Below are 15,952 nucleotides of genomic sequence, written 5' to 3'. Positions count from 1 at the left end.
CATCCTTTTATGATTCTTTTTCCTGTTCATTCTGTTCTTTTAAGGTTTGACGCTCCAAGATCCGGTAGAATGGCAACCAGATGAAGAACATAATGACGTAATTCAATGTTGACAATATGGCTGCTGCCCAGCTGCCACCAGTACCTAAATATGCACCGATTGGACCAGGAGTTGTCCAAGGAAGCAGTATATAGGGTGCTGGTACTAAACCGGAAGCAATTACCAAATAACTGAATACAAAAATGATAAGATATCCAAATACCCAAGGAATGAATAAAATTGGGTTTAAAATAATTGGCAATCCAAATATTACTGGTTCCGCAATATTAAAAATCGATGGTGCCAAAGCTAATTTTCCTAACGTTTTATATCGTTTAACCCCTGACATTAACATCAAAATAACTAATGGCAACATACTAACTCGAACAAAATAATTTAAAAACTGTTCACTTGCGATATGTGGTACTACTTTTCCAGCCTCAACAGCTGCAGCGTTTTGTCCAAGCATGTCCAACCAAATCGGCTGCATAACGGATGTTACAACGTTTGTCCCATGGATACCAACAAACCAGAGTAATCTGTCAAGGAAAACGCCAATAAATTGAGCAATAAAGCTTGCCCCACCTGCTACAATTGGTTTAAACGCTGCCATGATCAAGTCTACAATATCAATTTGCAGTAAATAACGAATAACCCACCATAAAGCAATTGTTACGAAAATAGGTATCAGCGATGTAAAAGCGTTAGATACCATTGGTGGAACACCTTCGGGCATCTTCATAACAATATTCTTTTTAACCATAAAACGGTAAATTTCAATACTGACTATCCCGACAATAATTGCAGCAAACATTCCTGTGCTCCCAAGGTTATCCGCAGGTAGATAAGCACCAATTTCATCATTGGTTCCAATTGGGAATAACATCAAAAAGCTGAACAAACTAATAATTGCCCCAGAAAAAGGATCGACTTTATCATCCGTCTGTTTATAATATCCAGATAAAAAGAAGCCAATTCCTAATGATAAACCAATTGATAGCAGCCCCATGGTCGCACTATTTCCAGCCCAAAAATATGAACTGATTGGTTCAATCAATTTCTGCCATGCCGGAATCGGAAAGGAAGCCAGCAGAACGAAGAATGAAGCAATAATAATAATTGGCATTAAAGCGATAAAAGCTTTTTGAATGGAATCAAGATAACGGTTTCTTGATATTTTAATCAAAGGTGGTGCAATTTTGTTTTCTACTACATTTGTTAAACGATCCATCATTGACATACTTTCCACACCCTTCCATTGTATAACAAATTACTTTTTAATCCGCCCACCTGATTTAATAGAGTAAAAAGTTTATATTGTTCGTTTATTTCTTTTCTTAGTCGTTAAATTTTCGAGCATTATATTCCTCCCTTTCTGTAAACAAGTGTGTAACCGATTACAATTATATTATAAGCTTACCGATTTTTAATTTCAATAGTTTATTATATTATTTGAAACATAATTTTAGAATTATAAAAAATTGCTCTCATTCTTTTAAAAATGGAAACAGGTGGTTACAATAAAACTATTTTCGATTATGGTTATTTTATGATAAATTATGGCTCATTAAATTGGTATTCCAACAGATCAAAGGATTAAAACGAGACAAAAACCCGAACAATGGGGTTCATCCTTTATTGTTCGGGTCAATTTTTAAATTATGGTTTTAAATAAACAGCTAATTCCCATATGGAGAAAGCATCGGGAGTCCATTGAGATGTGCCTGCTTTTACTCCTGTATTGGCTGGTCTTTCGTACATTACAATTCTGACATAACGCGCCTGAATTGTTTGATCAAAATTAATTATATCAACTGGTTGTGGAGGTTCTTTTTCTCTTTCGGCATTTGATTGATCTGCTACTTTCTCCCATGAGTAGCGATTATTTGACACGTATATTTCATACTGGGTCGCCCAATACTCCCAATTTATCCTTATTCGATTAAAAGTTTGCATTTGCCCAAGATCAACTTCGAAAAATTCATCATCTCTTTGAAAAGTTTTAGAAGCCCAACGTGTCATGTCGTCTCCATCAATTGCTCTGTCCGGTATAAAATCATTTGTTTTGGCATACTTAAAATCAGTATTAAAAGCAGCAGATGAAGCAATGGCACGTTTATCCCTGGCAAGATTCGGGCTTTTTTCTAGAGAGGATTCAAGTTTTTCACCTGGAATTTTAATAGCAACAACGGAATAAGCAGGAACAGTCCATGTAAATTTCTCATTTTTACTTACAGTATGAATGGTTTCCTTTCGTAGACCATAATCATAAACGTGGTTTGCTACTGTCGGCCCATCCAATATCCAAGCTTCTGCATTCCCTTCAGGTTTAAAGTTATTTAACTCAAATTGCACTATTTCATTATTTGTTGGAGATTTATTGATGATCATAATGTATAAATAGTTTTCATCTTCACTCGTACTTGCATACGTTGACAAATGATCTGTATTTGACTTTGTTTCAATTAACATATCTCCAAAATAATTCGTATACAAATAAAAAGGATAATAATTTACATAAGGTTTCATTTCTGGACTGAATAACCCGTAATCACCATTGCCCGGTGGGTAAGGATTCATCAATGCCCAATAGGCTGCTGCATCAACTTCTTCTTCAGCAAACGTTCCCAACATATCAGCTACCCATAATCCAACAGGTAGGGAATTTACCGTCCAGTCCTCTGGATAGGACCAGACTGAATTAAAAGAGCCAACATGGAACTCCACTTTTTTATCTCTCTGAACCTGCTTAACCCAAGATTTTACCCGATTTAGTTCATTTCTTAGTCCCTCTGGTGTCTCAAGTAAGTCTCTAAAAAAGTTTTGCATATGTTCTTTTGAATACGGAGAACTTTGACTGAATTTTTGCGATGGCGGCAGTGGCAAGGAATGGATGGAATAAACATCAATGTAATCACCCACCTCTTCAATAACGGATTTTGTAAAGTCACGATCGGATGCCGATACGTTAGCGATAATTTTAATACTAGGATCAATACTTTTCATGACAGGTACGAATTCTTTAACTTTTATGATAAATTCTTTAGCGCTCATCGTTAAATATGGTTCATCAGCTACCTCCCAATATTGAACTCCGGCCTGTTTCTGATTGTTTACATAATCAATCCAATCAGCAGCAAGTTGTGGAGATGCATTTGGGTTAACACTGATTTTTGCGGTTGTGTTTAATAGTTCATTTAAATAGAGAAATTGATCCGTATCCATTTCTGTAGGCAAGTTAAGAGAATTCCAGATAAAGTCATAGCCATAGTTACCACCTGGATAGACAAGAAATCCCAAATTAATTCTTGTCAGTTCCCTTTTTAATCTTGGAGCAAGAACACCGTTTTTAAAAACCGTTTCATTCCATGCAGGTGTATGCAAACCATATATTTCTTTATTTATTTTCCTTGACCTTTTATTATAATAAACTTTTATATTTGCTTTTTCCTTTTGACTTTCTGAAAAAGCTTTTTTAATTTCGTTATCAACCATTAAATATTCCTCCTATTTTTAATGAATTTAAATAGCATTTTTTTCATAGTAGTACATCTTATGAAACGACTCCTCACCCGATTAAGTCTGGTAAATTAATTCTTTAAAAAAACGCTCCCTAAATTTACTTATTCCCGAATTATTAACAGTATAACTGTTTTCGTAATTAAGAATTTGTCCATAAAAACTGTACCATTTTAATTTTTCCTTTTGGTTTATACACATTTCACTTTCAATAGCATTAATAATTTAATTCTGTGTAAAATGAAATGGTAATTCCTATTTGACATATTTTTTAATTGTGATTGAAATATAATTTCATTTGTTTTAAAATAAAATTATAAAAGATAGTAAAATTTGGTTCCAAAATGACTATTAAAATAGAGAGGATGATAATCTATTGATTGGATTCTCTGTATTTATGCTGCTGAGAGGAGAATAGAGCCTAATTTTATATACTTTTGTATGAAACATCATAATTTATATACTTTACCGAACTTAATAGTGTAGACAGGACCCGGAGGACGATATACTATTAAAAGCAAAATTTTCATTTAGATGATGGCCATTCGAATGCAGAGCCAAGTTGGTTTCTTATCTTATGATAAAATGCTTAGTTAAAAAGTAAGCGTTTTATTGAAAGTGCCTTTGGTACAAAGTTTAAGATAGCTGATATTAAGGAGGTACACGATGAACTTAGACAGACTCACTACAGAACAGCGGAACAAGAATACAATGAACATAGACACGTTATCTACGATTGATATTTTACGATTAATGAATGATGAAGATAAGCGTGTTCCAACAAGTGTAAGAAAAGAATTGCCGCAAATTGAGAAAGTTGTAGAAGCAGTTAAGCAATCATTTAAGCTGGGTGGACATTTGATTTATGTCGGTGCAGGTACGAGTGGTCGATTAGGAATACTAGACGCTGCTGAATGTGTACCAACATTTAATGCCGATCCGTCCATGGTGCAAGGATTAATTGCTGGCGGTATTTCCGCTATGACCGTTGCGGTCGAGGGTGCAGAGGATTCCCGCAATTTGGGCGAAGAGGATCTAAAAAATATACATTTAACGGATAAAGATACCGTTCTCGGTATTGCTGCCAGTGGCAGAACACCTTATGTTATTGGCGCTCTGGAATATGCGAAAAAGGTCGGTGCAACAACCGCAAGCCTTGCTTGTAACAAAAATGCTGAAATAAGTAAGCATGCTGGTATAAATATAGAAGTTCAGGTTGGTCCAGAAGTACTAACCGGATCAACAAGATTAAAATCGGGAACAGCGCAAAAATTAGTACTAAATATGATTTCAACAGCTTCCATGATAGGTATAGGAAAAGTTTATAAAAACTTAATGGTTGATGTTAAGCCAACGAACGATAAATTAGTAGAACGTTCAAAATCGATTATTATGGAAGCAACTGACTGTAGTTATGAAGTAGCTGACCAGTTCTTCCATGAAGCTGACAATAACGTTAAGTTAGCGATTATTATGATTTTAACCAGCCTTTCCAAAGAAGAGGCAAAACAGAGGTTAACGGATAGTAAAGGATTTATAAGAAATGTCATTGAGCCTGGATTCTAACGCTATTTCCATAATAAGGGGGACTGTTCAAGATGACTGAATCAAAGGAACAACGATTAGCTAGAGAGATTTATGACAAAGTTGGTGGTATAGGGAATGTAGAAAAACTAATCCATTGTATGACCAGGGTCCGTATGACAATTAAAGATTATAGTAAAGTAGACATGGACGGTCTTAAATCTGTTGATGGGGTTCTTGGTGTTGTTGAGGATGATACATTACAGGTTATTGTCGGACCAGGGATTGTCAACAAGGTTGCAAATATCATGGTTGCTGATGCTGGCGTAAAGCTCGGTGAAGCTTTCCCTGACAAACCTTCCGATCAAACTGAACAAGCATTAACCGATCGACAAATGGTTGAGGCGAAAGCTGCTGAAAGAAAAGCACAGGAGAAAGCGAAACATAACCACAATTCACGATTCAAACGGTTATTAAAATCAATTGCAAACATATTTGTTCCGCTAATACCTGCTTTCGTTGGTGCTGGTATTATCGGTGGTATTGCAGCGATTTTTGATAACCTTTTGACCGCCAAAAGCATCAGCCAAGATTGGCAATCCATTGTTACTACATTAAATATCATTAAAAATGGACTATTTATGTATTTGGTCATTTATGTTGGGATTAACAGCGCCAATGAATTTGGTGCTACACCAGGGTTAGGTGGTATCATCGGTGCAATAACGATGCTACCCGGAATGAACCCTGAGGCTCCACTTACAAATATTTTTAACAGCCATGAGTTGTTGGCTGGTCAAGGTGGTATTATTGGTGTTATTTTTGCTGTATGGGTTCTATCTTTGGTTGAGAAAAGATTGCACAAAATCATTCCAAATGCTGTCGATATCATTATAACACCTACGATTGCATTATTAGTAGTTGGGCTATTCACAATATTCATTGTCATGCCTGTTGCAGGTGTCGTATCAAATGCTCTTGTAGGATCTATCACCTGGGTTCTAAATGTAGGCGGTATGTTTGCAGGATTCATCTTAGGTCTGTTCTTCTTACCGATGGTTATGTTTGGATTACACCAAATTTTAACACCTATTCATATTGAAATGATTAATTCATCCGGTTATACGCTTTTATTACCTATTTTGGCTATGGCTGGGGCAGGTCAAGTTGGCGCAGCATTTGCCCTATGGGTTAGATGTAGAAAAAACAAAAAAATAACTCAATTAATTAAAGGAGCTTTGCCAGTTGGAATTCTTGGAATTGGTGAACCGTTAATCTACGGTGTTACATTGCCATTAGGTCGTCCATTCATTACGGCATGTATCGGTGGTGGTATTGGTGGTGCTGTGATTGCCGGAATTGGCAATATTGGATCGATTGCCATTGGTCCAAGTGGTATTCCGCTTATTCCGCTTATCGCTAATGGACATTGGATGGGATATGTAATCGGATTAGTAGCAGGGTATATTGGTGGATTTATTGCGACTTATCTCTTTGGCGTACCTAAAGATATTCGGGAGGAAACTAAAATAGACTAGGTTGGGAACTGTTTTGGAAGAAAATATCATACTACAAATAAAATCAAAATTAAATGATCTTTCAAAGGCGGAAAAAAAGATAGGTGAATATATTCTGCTACATTCAGTGGAAACGGTAAATTATAATACAAATGAACTAGCGCAAAAAGCTGGAGTTAGTCCAGCAACCATTGTCCGTTTCTGCCGTTCTATTGGATTGTCGGGTTTCTCTCAATTAAAAATCCGATTATATGCCGATGCCTCTGGTGTCGATGAAGACTTGTATACAGATATCACACCTAATGAGGATGTGTCATTGATTTCTGAAAAATTAGCTTTAAGATTTAATCAATCCATTTCACAAACAGCGAATCACTTAGATAAAACCCGTATTGAGGAAGTTACGAAATTATTGGATAGTTGTACAACTATCTATGTATACGGTATAGGTGCATCACACGTCGTTGCGGAAGACTTTACACAAAAGTTTTCTAGAATCGGCAAGACAGTGGTAAATATGCTTGATCATCATTTATTGAGTTCTTCTTTAATTAATGCTGGTGAGCAAAGTTTGTTTATGGCAATATCTAATTCAGGTGAAACCAATGAAATCATTAAATTGACACAGATTGCTAAACAAAGAAAGTTGCACACAATTGGCATTTCTCAATATGAAAATAGTACATTGGCGAAACTGGTGGACTATCCAATCATTCACCATGGAGGTGAAGCGGTTATGCTAAGAAGTGCGGCAACAACATCATTAATTTCACAATTATTTACAATCGACATGCTTTATTATGCCTATGTAAATAAAAACTCCCAGAAAATACTGAATATGTTAAAAGAATCAAAAATAAGCATTCAAACCTTTTTTCATAAGGAAAACAGCTAATACAAATTTGGAGTGTCAGATATCATATGGTGTCTGGCACTTTAATTTTTGGTAATCGGAAAAAAGATATATTTTTGAAAAGCTATGGCTAAATTATTAAATCTTAACCCATAAAAAAGCAGCCTCCCAAGAATCCAGCTGAAAACAATCACTCTAACCTAATAAGTCCAATTCCCCATTCCTTCCAAAACTTCTCTACAATTTCCAAGGATGTGCAGAACTTTGCATAAGCTTTTTTGGAGTACACTAAATAATTGCTCAATCTTATACAAAAATGTTAATCACTGTAGGAATATAGTATAGTAAACATAAATCAAGTGATGCAGAGGGGAGTTTTTTATGGTACAAAAACGTGCTTTGGTCAAAATCGCCGGTGTTCCGGTCTACAACCAATATCCCGATCTTCCTACCGGCTGTGAGGCTACATCATTAGCGATGCTCTTGGGATGGGCAGGCCTTTCTATAAGTAAATATGACGTTGTAGAAAAACTTCCTAAAGGGGAAAAAGTGAGATTGACAGATGGTAAGTGGTATGGGGCAAATCCGCACGAGCAATTCGTTGGTGATCCGTATTCAGATGATGGCAGCTTTGGTGTTTTTGATAAACCGATTTTAGCAACGATCGAAGCGTTCATGCCTGGTAAAGGAATTAATTTAACGGGTCGGGACTTTGAATCATTGCTGGATATTGTGCGCTTAGAAAAGCCTGTCATGGCATGGACGACGATTGACCAGAATGAGACGTTTCACAGTAAAACATGGCAAGATGCAAATGGAGTTGTTATTGATTGGTACCGTTATGAACACGCGGTTGTCATAACCGGAATCGATGGAGAACATATCATTGTAAATGATCCTTATACTGGAAAAGAGGAGCAATATAACCGAAATTTATTTGAATGTAATTGGGCATCAATGGGGAAGCGTGCTGTGACGTTGGACATTGATAAACCAACACTTAAGGAATCGGAAGCTAAGCAAAAATAACGCAGTCTATGTAAATCCCCCTCAACCGATAAGAGGGGGAATTGATTTTTTAAAATTATATAAAGGCTAGCAGGCAATCCACTCATCCCATCTTACTAAGCTGTTCTAAAAATCCGGCTGCAAATTGCTTGCAATGCTCAATATCTTCATCATTTGGTTCAAGCTCAACTTTTAACTTTTCCTCGTACATGGTTCCGCCAATTGTTGGTACTCTGGCGGCAATTGTCTCAAGCGCGGCACCATAAGAATCGTAAAACGAATCACATGAACCGAAAACCCCAACAAGTTTTCCCGTCAGATCAACCTCGTCCAATTCTTCATAAAAATCCTCCACTTCATACGGCAAATCGTCATCCCATGTATAAGAACCAATCAGAATCCCATCGTAATCCAATAATTCCTGGACATCAATCTCGTCAAAATCAAATGACTTGCGCACTAATTCATGTCCTGCTCCTTTTATATAATCACCAATTGCGTCTGCCATCATCTCAGTGCTTCCCGTCATACTGGCATCCATCATGATAATTCTAGCCATTCGAAATCATCCCCCAAACCTTGATTAGTACCACTTATATTTTACTTGATAATGAGAATTGTTTTCAATTAATACAGTTAGTTTTCACATAAAAGCAAAAAATAATGTGACAATCTTATGTCATTATTCATCATTACTTTGTAACCGTACAAGACGCCCAAACATAGCCTATTTATGATACAAAATAAAAGGAGTTGTAGTACATTGTATCATCATTACGCAAGACAATTTCCCGGATACGGCGCCTATCATCCGGTCCACCCAAACTGGCAGCAGGAAAAAATCCCCGGAGAGCGGAACGAAATGACGCAAGCCCAAACAGGAGGCGGTGAACGGCAAGGACATACACATGCTCATTACGGCTCAACAACGTGTAATGACAAACACAACCATTTACATCCTGGTGTAACAAGTACCCCAATTGAAACACAGGAAGGCCACGTCCACAAAATATGGGGAAATACCACGTTTGACGATGGCCATATTCATTATTATGAAGCCCATACTAGTCCACCAATTTCTTTACCAAACGGCTATCATACCCATTATGTGGAAATAAAAACGACCGAAAATGATGGCCATACACACACGATTAAAGGATTTACCAGAGCATCAAAGAGCTGACAGGATATTTTTTGGAGTGAGAGTTGAATTGCTCTTACTCTGTTTCCCTATAGTCAACCTTCGTAAAAATAGGTATAATAGTCATTGTACGAGGTTTAATTTGGAAACTTTTTAAGCAGATAACCTCTTCTTGGTACTATTTTTAAAGGAGCCATTCAAATGATCAAAGTTAAAATGAACGTGCAAACTGCCTATCATGGTGATTTACTGCGGGCGGGCAAAGAATATGAAATTGATGAGGAAACCGCAAAACGTTGGGTAGCAAGTAAAATTGCTGAAACAGTTGATGACGAGAAAGATCTTTCATAATTTAAAACATACATAAAGGTAGTTAAGCGGAAAATTATTCTTATTGATCTTTTAACAACAAACGTAAAACTTTGAACCTTCTTGTTGCTTGAGCATTTTACGATGGTTTTTAGATTTTTAATGGCTTGATTTTCCATTAGTACACTTCTTGGGATCCAAAAGTCTTAATTACCTGTTGCTTTTCTTATATCGTCCTTAAATTTCCCGTTCAACGGTCGAATGAAACAATTACAGATGCTATACAGCCCGCACTAACTCATATAAGTAAATACCACGTCCCAGTATTTTGCTAAAAGACGTGGTAATCTCATTTAGATTCATAACTTCTATCAGTTTTCATAACCGATAGCTTTTTTTGTACGCTGTCGCATATTGGTCTGCGGCAATGATGGCATCCGCAACCTCGTCAGCTGCCACATTAAATGCGTTATGAATGGTTTCCCCTTCGACTGTTGCTGCCTTGGCGACTTTCAGAATATCTTCCTTTGTGGCATCTTTTAATTTTATATCTTCCAATGTAACAGGGAGATCTAAGCTGATATAAAATTGAATATACCGTTCGATTTCTGCTAATGAATGTTTTTCTAAAGCCAATTGGACAAGGGTTCCAAACGCTACTTTTTCACCATGAGTTAAATGATGAATCTCTCCTTCAAGTGCAGTGAAGCCGTTATGAATGGCGTGCGCTGCAGCTAAACCTCCACTTTCAAACCCTAAACCGCTTAGAAGCGTATTAGCTTCCACAATAGCTTCCAAAGCTGGTGTGACAACTTTTGCCTTTGCAGATTCATAAGCAAGATGGCCATATTGAAACAAAGTTTGTTCACATTTTTCAGCAATTGCTTCAGCTGCAATGGTTGTAATACCTCCGGCCATCGTCTTACCTCCATAGGCTATAACAGCTCTTGCCTCTACCCATGTGGCCAATGCATCTGCTATGCCAGATGCTAGCAAACGGGGTGGAGCCTCTGCTATAATCTTTGTATCCACAAGAATCAAATTTGGGTTATGGTTATAAAATCGATAATTTTCAAAAATCCCATCATCAGAATAAACAACAGAAAGTGCACTTGTCGGTGCGTCTGCCGATGCAGCAGTTGGTATGATAACCGTATAAGCGTCCAATTCATCAGACACGGCTTTTGCTGTATCAAGTGTTTTTCCGCCCCCAACACCTATCACAATTGTCGCGTGTTCATTTTTAGCAGCCTGCGTAATTCTTTTAATTTCTTCCTTGGAAGCCTCACCATTAAAAACGATCTCTTTAGCAGAAAAATTCGCTTGCTTTAATTCACTCACAACCTTATGGCCGGCTATGTTCCATACTGTTTCATCCGCGATTACAACAGTTTGAGTGCCAATACCTCTCAAGTAAGATCCTATTTTTTCAATCACATTTTTACCTTGGACATATTTTGATGGGCTAATAAAGACTCTTTCCGACATTCGAAACATCCTTTCTTTTGATATTGTAGTATGGGATTCGTTTAGGAATTATACCCTTTCTAATAGGATGCTTCAATTTTGACAAATAAACCCTTGTATAGAAAAATTCTTCAAACGTTCATTCTTAAAGATTAATTTCGTTAATCCGTTTTTTTCCCCCATTCTTACATCATTTCAACAATGGGCAATAATGTCATACCAAGTTCTGTCATGAAATATTCAACCTTGGGAGGAACCTCGGGATACACCTTGCGATTAATAATTCCATCCTCCATTAGTCCTGCAGCTGTTGAGCAATACCTTATGAGAAGTTTTTAGAAACAACCTTTGCAATTCCTCTTATGTGAATACGAAATTTTATAACCGGGGAATATAAAAATGGCGAACATCCGACCAAAAAATAATAAAAGGAGAGATTGAAATGGGCAAAAAAATAGCAGTTGTACTTACAGATATGTTTGAAGATGTAGAATATACAGATCCTGCTCAGGCATTGGAAGATGCGGGTCACGAACTAACTGTTATCGAAAATGAAAAAGGCAACACTGTTACAGTAAAAATGGTGATGCCAAGGTTACGGTGGATGCATCGATTAATGATGTGAAACCTGATGATTTTGATGCTTTGCTGATTCCTGGCGGTTTTTCACCGGACATATTACGTGCAGATGAACGCTTCGTGAAGTTCAGCAAGGCCTTTATGGATGAGAAAAAGCCAGTTTTAGCTATTTGTCATGGACCGCAGCTACTCATTACTGCTAAAGCACTTAACGGCCGTAAAGCGACGGGATATAAATCCATTCAGGTTGATCTTGTAAATGCCGGAGTGGACTTTATTGACGAGGAAGTCGTTGTCTGTGGCGATCAATTAATAACGAGCCGTCAACCCGAAGACATTCCTGCATTCAATCGTGAATCGCTTGCTTTACTTGAAAAAATATAAGATATCAGGTAAAAGTAGCGTCCTGAACAGTTTCACATAAAAAAAGAGCTCCTTATGTTAGTTTGGTATAGGGGGCTTTTCACTTTAGGCAAAGTGATCTTAAATTGTATTTTAATATCGATTGGACTTCAGCCTAATTAACGACAGCTTGATTTAAAAAATGTCAATTCCTCTTATTAAGGAATTGACATTTATCAGGCAAAATATTTATTTATTTTCTTATCCTATTCTCCCAGCCATTCATTAACCAAATCCTGATTCTCTTCCACCCATTTTGCCGCACCTTCTTTTGGACTATTTGCATCATTGACATAGCTCATTAGCTGGCCAATGGCTTCATCATCCATCTTCCAATTTTTCAGCCATTGATCCACTTTCGGAAAATCGTCCGCGAAGCCGTGCCGGGTTGCATGGTGAATTTTTTCCACATCACCATAAACTTTTTTCGGATCCTCCAAGTATTTTAAATCCATTTCCGAAAACACACGATGCGGACTCCACAATGGGGCAACGACTGCCTCTTTATTTTTGATTGCTTCACCAATTGACGTGATCATTGCGGGTTCGGAACTAGGAACAAGTTCAAAATCAAGGGCGTATTCCTTGATCAATTGTTCGGTAACTTCCATTGTCCCTGCGCCAGGTTCAAAACCAGTAATCTCACCTTCAAATTCGTCCTTATGTGCATTCAAATCCTCAATACTATTAATATCTTCCATATACGTTGGTACGACCAACCCAACCTTTGCCGTGTCATACCACGTCTCCTCGGAAAAATTCACCTGATCCTGATATTGCTCCAGATAACTTGCATCCTGCACCGGCAGCCATACTTCAAGGCTGACATCCAGATCACCACTGGCAACAGCCGCCATTTGGGTGCCCATATCAAGCATCTTTAATTCCAGATCGTAGCCTTTATCTTCCAGAATAACGTCCCACATGTTAGTAACAGCAATGTTTTCTGCCCAATTTGTCTGCCCCATCACAATCTTTTTCTTTCCATCTGTCTCTTCACCTGAATCCTTGGATGTTCCACTACTGCTATTACTTCCACATGCAGCAAGTCCTGCTACTAAAGCAACGAATAGAATTAACACATAACTTTTTTTAAAAAACATTAAATTACATACCCCTTTTCATGTTTGTTTAAAATTATTTGTTTTCTTCTTCTGGATTTTTCGGTAAAAACTCAAAAATTTTCCCGCTGCGAATGCTGTCCGTTAACCGGCCCAGCCAGCGGTAATATACTTTTGATGATTCCAGCAGTTCATAATCCGCTTTTGCCTCATCACGAATATCGGCAGCGATTGTATCATCTTGATAAATTTCCTGTAAATCTATCTCTGCTTGTTTAATAGCTTCCATGTTCATCGTTACTTCTCGATCCCACATTTGGCAATAGAACGACATGAAGGAACGGAAGAAGTCTTTTTCCGCTACGTACGTATGTTTTCTGGAACCACGCTGGAATTTCTTTTTCACCATGCCATTATCCTGCAGTTTACGGACACTTGTACTCATGCTTGGTTTACTCATCCCAAGCTCCTGGCGCATCTCATCCAGATTCATTTGTTCTTTAAAATACATCATCGCATACAACTTCCCTGCAGAGGGCGTTACACCATATAAATCCATCGTTTCGGAGATAGCACCAATTACTTGATCTTTTGCCTCATCAAGCTTGTTTCTAGCTTGATTATTCCTTTCATTTTCCATCATCCCACCTCCATTCCATCAAAAAAATTTAATTTGTTAAATTATTTTTTTACAAACTTAATGTTAACGTCTTAAAATTTATTGTCAAATCATATTATAAAATGTACCCCTGTTAAATCTATTAAGATCACTGGATTCCGCAACTATTTTAAGTTTTTTCTTTTTGACAAATAAAAAAGTTCATGTTAGATTTGTTTTGTTCAAAACGTTAAATTTTTTCTTAACAAAATTAACATAAGATTACAAGGAGGGATAGATTTGGCCATTAAACAACAGTACATCGATGGGAAATGGGTCGATTCCATCTCGAATAAAACAAGAAAAATTATCAATCCATTTAATCAAGAAGTCGTTGCAGTTGCAGCTGAAGGTGATATAGCAGATGCACAAAAAGCCATTGCCGCTGCAAGAAATGCGTTTGATTATGGACCATGGCCAACAACACCTGCGACAGTTCGCGGGCGAATTGTAGGTAAAATTGCAGATTTAATTGAACGCGATAAAGAAGCGTTAGCGGAACTGGAATCGCTTGATACCGGTAAAACGGTAGAAGAAAGCCGCGGGGATATGGATGATATTGCTGGCGTTTTCCGTTACTATGCAGAACTGGCCGATAAAGATGGTGGAGAAATCATTGATTCGCCTATTCCAAATTCCGTTAGTAAGGTTGTTAAGGAGCCTGTTGGTGTTTGCGGGCAAATCACACCATGGAATTATCCGTTATTACAGGCATCATGGAAATTAGCACCTGCACTTGCTGCCGGCAACACATTAGTGATCAAACCAAGCGAAATCACCCCACTAACCCATGTAAAAGTTTTTCAATTAATCGAAGAAGCGGGTGTACCAGCTGGTGTGGCCAATCTTGTCCTTGGTCCGGGAGATACGGTTGGGGCCGAACTATCCAACAATGTGGATGTTGATCTTATTTCGTTTACTGGCGGCATTCAAACTGGGAAAAAGATCATGCAGGCTGCTAGTGTTAACGTGAAAAAGCTGGCTTTGGAGCTTGGTGGCAAAAACCCCAACGTTATTTTTGCCGATGCCGATTTGGAAACAGCGATTGACCAGGCGATGAATGCGGTTTTTTTCCATGCTGGGCAAATTTGTTCTGCTGGTACAAGATTAATTTTGGAAGAAAGCATCCATGATGAATTTGTTCAGAAGTTGGTAGAACGCGTAAGAAACATCAAACTTGGTAATGGCTTTGATGAAACGACGCAAATGGGGCCACTTATTTCCCAAGAACATTTAAATAAAGTAATCAACTATGTAGAAATGGGAATCAAGGAAGGGGCAACGGTTGCCATCGGTGCCAAACGTCCAGAAGATCCTGAATTACAAAATGGCTTTTTCTATTTACCTACCATTCTTACTAATTGTAAAACTGACATGGGCGTTGTTCAAAACGAAGGGTTTGGCCCGGTCATCACGGTTGAGAAGTTTACCACTGAAGACGAGGCTATCAACCTAGCAAATGACTCGATTTACGGACTGTCCGGCGGAGTTTGGACAAAAGATATAGCCAAAGCCGAACGCTGTGTAGCCAAAATGCGGATGGGAACGGTCTGGATCAATGACTTTAACCTATACTTCCCCCATGCACCATGGGGCGGCTTTAAACAATCCGGTATTGGCCGCGAATTGGGAAAAACCGGGCTGGAAGAATACCAGGAAACGAAACATGTTTTCCATAACCTGAACCCGGAGCCGATTAATTGGTTTTAATGATTGTTTCCTAAAAGGTTGTTGCTTCCTGAATGAAGAAAGCATATTCATCGGAATCTCAATCCTAATCTATTATGTTGGTTACGTAAATCTTTCATAAAGTTCAATATTATTCCAATTAATGTCAGCAGCGGAAGAAGTTTTGGATGAACATTTTATACGTTA

Annotated in this window: 13 protein-coding genes and 2 pseudogenes; 8 read left to right on the top strand and 7 right to left on the bottom strand. The window is 37.8% G+C overall.

The window, feature by feature from the left end:
• Window positions 1–7 precede the first annotated feature (7 nt).
• Together CZ382_RS19905 and CZ382_RS19900 are read right to left on the bottom strand one after the other, a co-directional pair.
• A complete protein-coding gene (locus tag CZ382_RS19905; protein WP_230856131.1) occupies window positions 8–1,279 on the bottom strand; it encodes a PTS sugar transporter subunit IIC in 1,272 nt (423 codons plus the stop codon).
• A 419-nt stretch (window positions 1,280–1,698) separates the two neighbouring features.
• Entirely contained in the window at window positions 1,699–3,534 is a 1,836-nt protein-coding gene (locus CZ382_RS19900) for a discoidin domain-containing protein (RefSeq protein ID WP_088052882.1), read from the bottom strand.
• Between the two features lie 690 nt (window positions 3,535–4,224).
• Here CZ382_RS19900 and murQ point away from each other — a divergent pair.
• The 4 genes from murQ to CZ382_RS19880 all read left to right on the top strand — a co-directional run bounded on the left by murQ (window position 4,225) and on the right by CZ382_RS19880 (window position 8,481).
• Entirely contained in the window at window positions 4,225–5,124 is a 900-nt protein-coding gene (murQ, locus tag CZ382_RS19895) for an N-acetylmuramic acid 6-phosphate etherase (RefSeq protein ID WP_088052881.1), read from the top strand.
• A 32-nt stretch (window positions 5,125–5,156) separates the two neighbouring features.
• Entirely contained in the window at window positions 5,157–6,620 is a 1,464-nt protein-coding gene (locus CZ382_RS19890; protein WP_088052880.1) for a PTS transporter subunit EIIC, read from the top strand.
• A gap of 13 nt (window positions 6,621–6,633) precedes the next feature.
• Complete coding sequence (locus CZ382_RS19885; RefSeq protein ID WP_088053559.1) at window positions 6,634–7,494, top strand: MurR/RpiR family transcriptional regulator; 861 nt, start codon at window positions 6,634–6,636, stop codon at window positions 7,492–7,494.
• A 339-nt stretch (window positions 7,495–7,833) separates the two neighbouring features.
• Window positions 7,834–8,481, top strand: coding sequence for a C39 family peptidase (locus tag CZ382_RS19880; RefSeq protein ID WP_088052879.1), 648 nt, complete (start codon window positions 7,834–7,836; stop codon window positions 8,479–8,481).
• A gap of 82 nt (window positions 8,482–8,563) precedes the next feature.
• On the opposite strand, the gene CZ382_RS19875 is transcribed toward CZ382_RS19880, so the two are convergent.
• On the bottom strand, window positions 8,564–9,019 hold the full coding sequence (locus CZ382_RS19875) for a flavodoxin domain-containing protein (RefSeq protein WP_088052878.1): 456 nt from the start codon (window positions 9,017–9,019) through the stop codon (window positions 8,564–8,566).
• Between the two features lie 204 nt (window positions 9,020–9,223).
• Here CZ382_RS19875 and CZ382_RS19870 point away from each other — a divergent pair, with 204 nt between their 5' ends.
• The gene (locus tag CZ382_RS19870) at window positions 9,224–9,643 is read left to right on the top strand and encodes a YmaF family protein (protein WP_159457845.1); all 420 of its coding nucleotides are present in this window, start codon (window positions 9,224–9,226) and stop codon (window positions 9,641–9,643) included.
• A gap of 159 nt (window positions 9,644–9,802) precedes the next feature.
• Complete coding sequence (locus CZ382_RS24025; protein WP_188724824.1) at window positions 9,803–9,952, top strand: hypothetical protein; 150 nt, start codon at window positions 9,803–9,805, stop codon at window positions 9,950–9,952.
• Between the two features lie 336 nt (window positions 9,953–10,288).
• Here CZ382_RS24025 and CZ382_RS19865 read toward each other — a convergent pair whose 3' ends face one another.
• Window positions 10,289–11,398: a glycerol dehydrogenase gene (locus CZ382_RS19865; protein WP_088052876.1), complete on the bottom strand. Its 1,110-nt coding sequence runs from the start codon at window positions 11,396–11,398 to the stop codon at window positions 10,289–10,291.
• A 164-nt stretch (window positions 11,399–11,562) separates the two neighbouring features.
• Window positions 11,563–11,734 (bottom strand): annotated as a pseudogene (locus CZ382_RS24430) (winged helix-turn-helix transcriptional regulator); the annotation flags it as partial.
• Window positions 11,735–11,819: 85 nt separating this feature from the next.
• Here CZ382_RS24430 and CZ382_RS19855 point away from each other — a divergent pair.
• Window positions 11,820–12,340 (top strand): annotated as a pseudogene (locus tag CZ382_RS19855) (type 1 glutamine amidotransferase domain-containing protein).
• A gap of 224 nt (window positions 12,341–12,564) precedes the next feature.
• On the opposite strand, the gene CZ382_RS19850 reads toward CZ382_RS19855, so the two are convergent.
• Both CZ382_RS19850 and cudC read right to left on the bottom strand, forming a co-directional pair.
• The gene (locus CZ382_RS19850; protein WP_088052875.1) at window positions 12,565–13,461 is read right to left on the bottom strand and encodes a glycine betaine ABC transporter substrate-binding protein; all 897 of its coding nucleotides are present in this window, start codon (window positions 13,459–13,461) and stop codon (window positions 12,565–12,567) included.
• 34 nt (window positions 13,462–13,495) lie between these two features.
• Window positions 13,496–14,059 carry a choline uptake/conversion transcriptional regulator CudC gene (gene cudC, locus CZ382_RS19845; protein ID WP_088052874.1) on the bottom strand — a complete coding sequence of 188 codons (564 nt, stop codon included), beginning with the start codon at window positions 14,057–14,059 and terminating at the stop codon, window positions 13,496–13,498.
• A 258-nt stretch (window positions 14,060–14,317) separates the two neighbouring features.
• Between cudC and betB the strand changes: the two genes are divergently transcribed.
• Complete coding sequence (betB, locus tag CZ382_RS19840; protein WP_088052873.1) at window positions 14,318–15,787, top strand: betaine-aldehyde dehydrogenase; 1,470 nt, start codon at window positions 14,318–14,320, stop codon at window positions 15,785–15,787.
• Window positions 15,788–15,952 lie beyond the last annotated feature (165 nt).

This window comes from Virgibacillus dakarensis, from assembly GCF_900155625.1.
GTDB classification, from domain to species: Bacteria; Bacillota; Bacilli; order Bacillales; family Amphibacillaceae; genus Lentibacillus_C; species Lentibacillus_C populi.
The sequence above is the reverse complement of the archived record's forward strand: the minus strand, read 5'-3'. Positions and strand labels throughout refer to the sequence as shown.

What these genes read in the sequence shown, in the direction of transcription:
- CZ382_RS19905 (WP_230856131.1), bottom strand. Translation starts at nt 1,279, where the DNA reads ATGTCAATGATGGATCGTTTAACAAATGTAGTAGAAAACAAAATTGCA.
- CZ382_RS19900 (WP_088052882.1), bottom strand. Translation starts at nt 3,534, where the DNA reads ATGGTTGATAACGAAATTAAAAAAGCTTTTTCAGAAAGTCAAAAGGAA.
- murQ (WP_088052881.1), top strand. Translation starts at nt 4,225, where the DNA reads ATGAACTTAGACAGACTCACTACAGAACAGCGGAACAAGAATACAATG.
- CZ382_RS19890 (WP_088052880.1), top strand. Translation starts at nt 5,157, where the DNA reads ATGACTGAATCAAAGGAACAACGATTAGCTAGAGAGATTTATGACAAA.
- CZ382_RS19880 (WP_088052879.1), top strand. Translation starts at nt 7,834, where the DNA reads ATGGTACAAAAACGTGCTTTGGTCAAAATCGCCGGTGTTCCGGTCTAC.
- CZ382_RS19875 (WP_088052878.1), bottom strand. Translation starts at nt 9,019, where the DNA reads ATGGCTAGAATTATCATGATGGATGCCAGTATGACGGGAAGCACTGAG.
- CZ382_RS24025 (WP_188724824.1), top strand. Translation starts at nt 9,803, where the DNA reads ATGATCAAAGTTAAAATGAACGTGCAAACTGCCTATCATGGTGATTTA.
- CZ382_RS19865 (WP_088052876.1), bottom strand. Translation starts at nt 11,398, where the DNA reads ATGTCGGAAAGAGTCTTTATTAGCCCATCAAAATATGTCCAAGGTAAA.
- CZ382_RS19850 (WP_088052875.1), bottom strand. Translation starts at nt 13,461, where the DNA reads ATGTTTTTTAAAAAAAGTTATGTGTTAATTCTATTCGTTGCTTTAGTA.
- cudC (WP_088052874.1), bottom strand. Translation starts at nt 14,059, where the DNA reads ATGGAAAATGAAAGGAATAATCAAGCTAGAAACAAGCTTGATGAGGCA.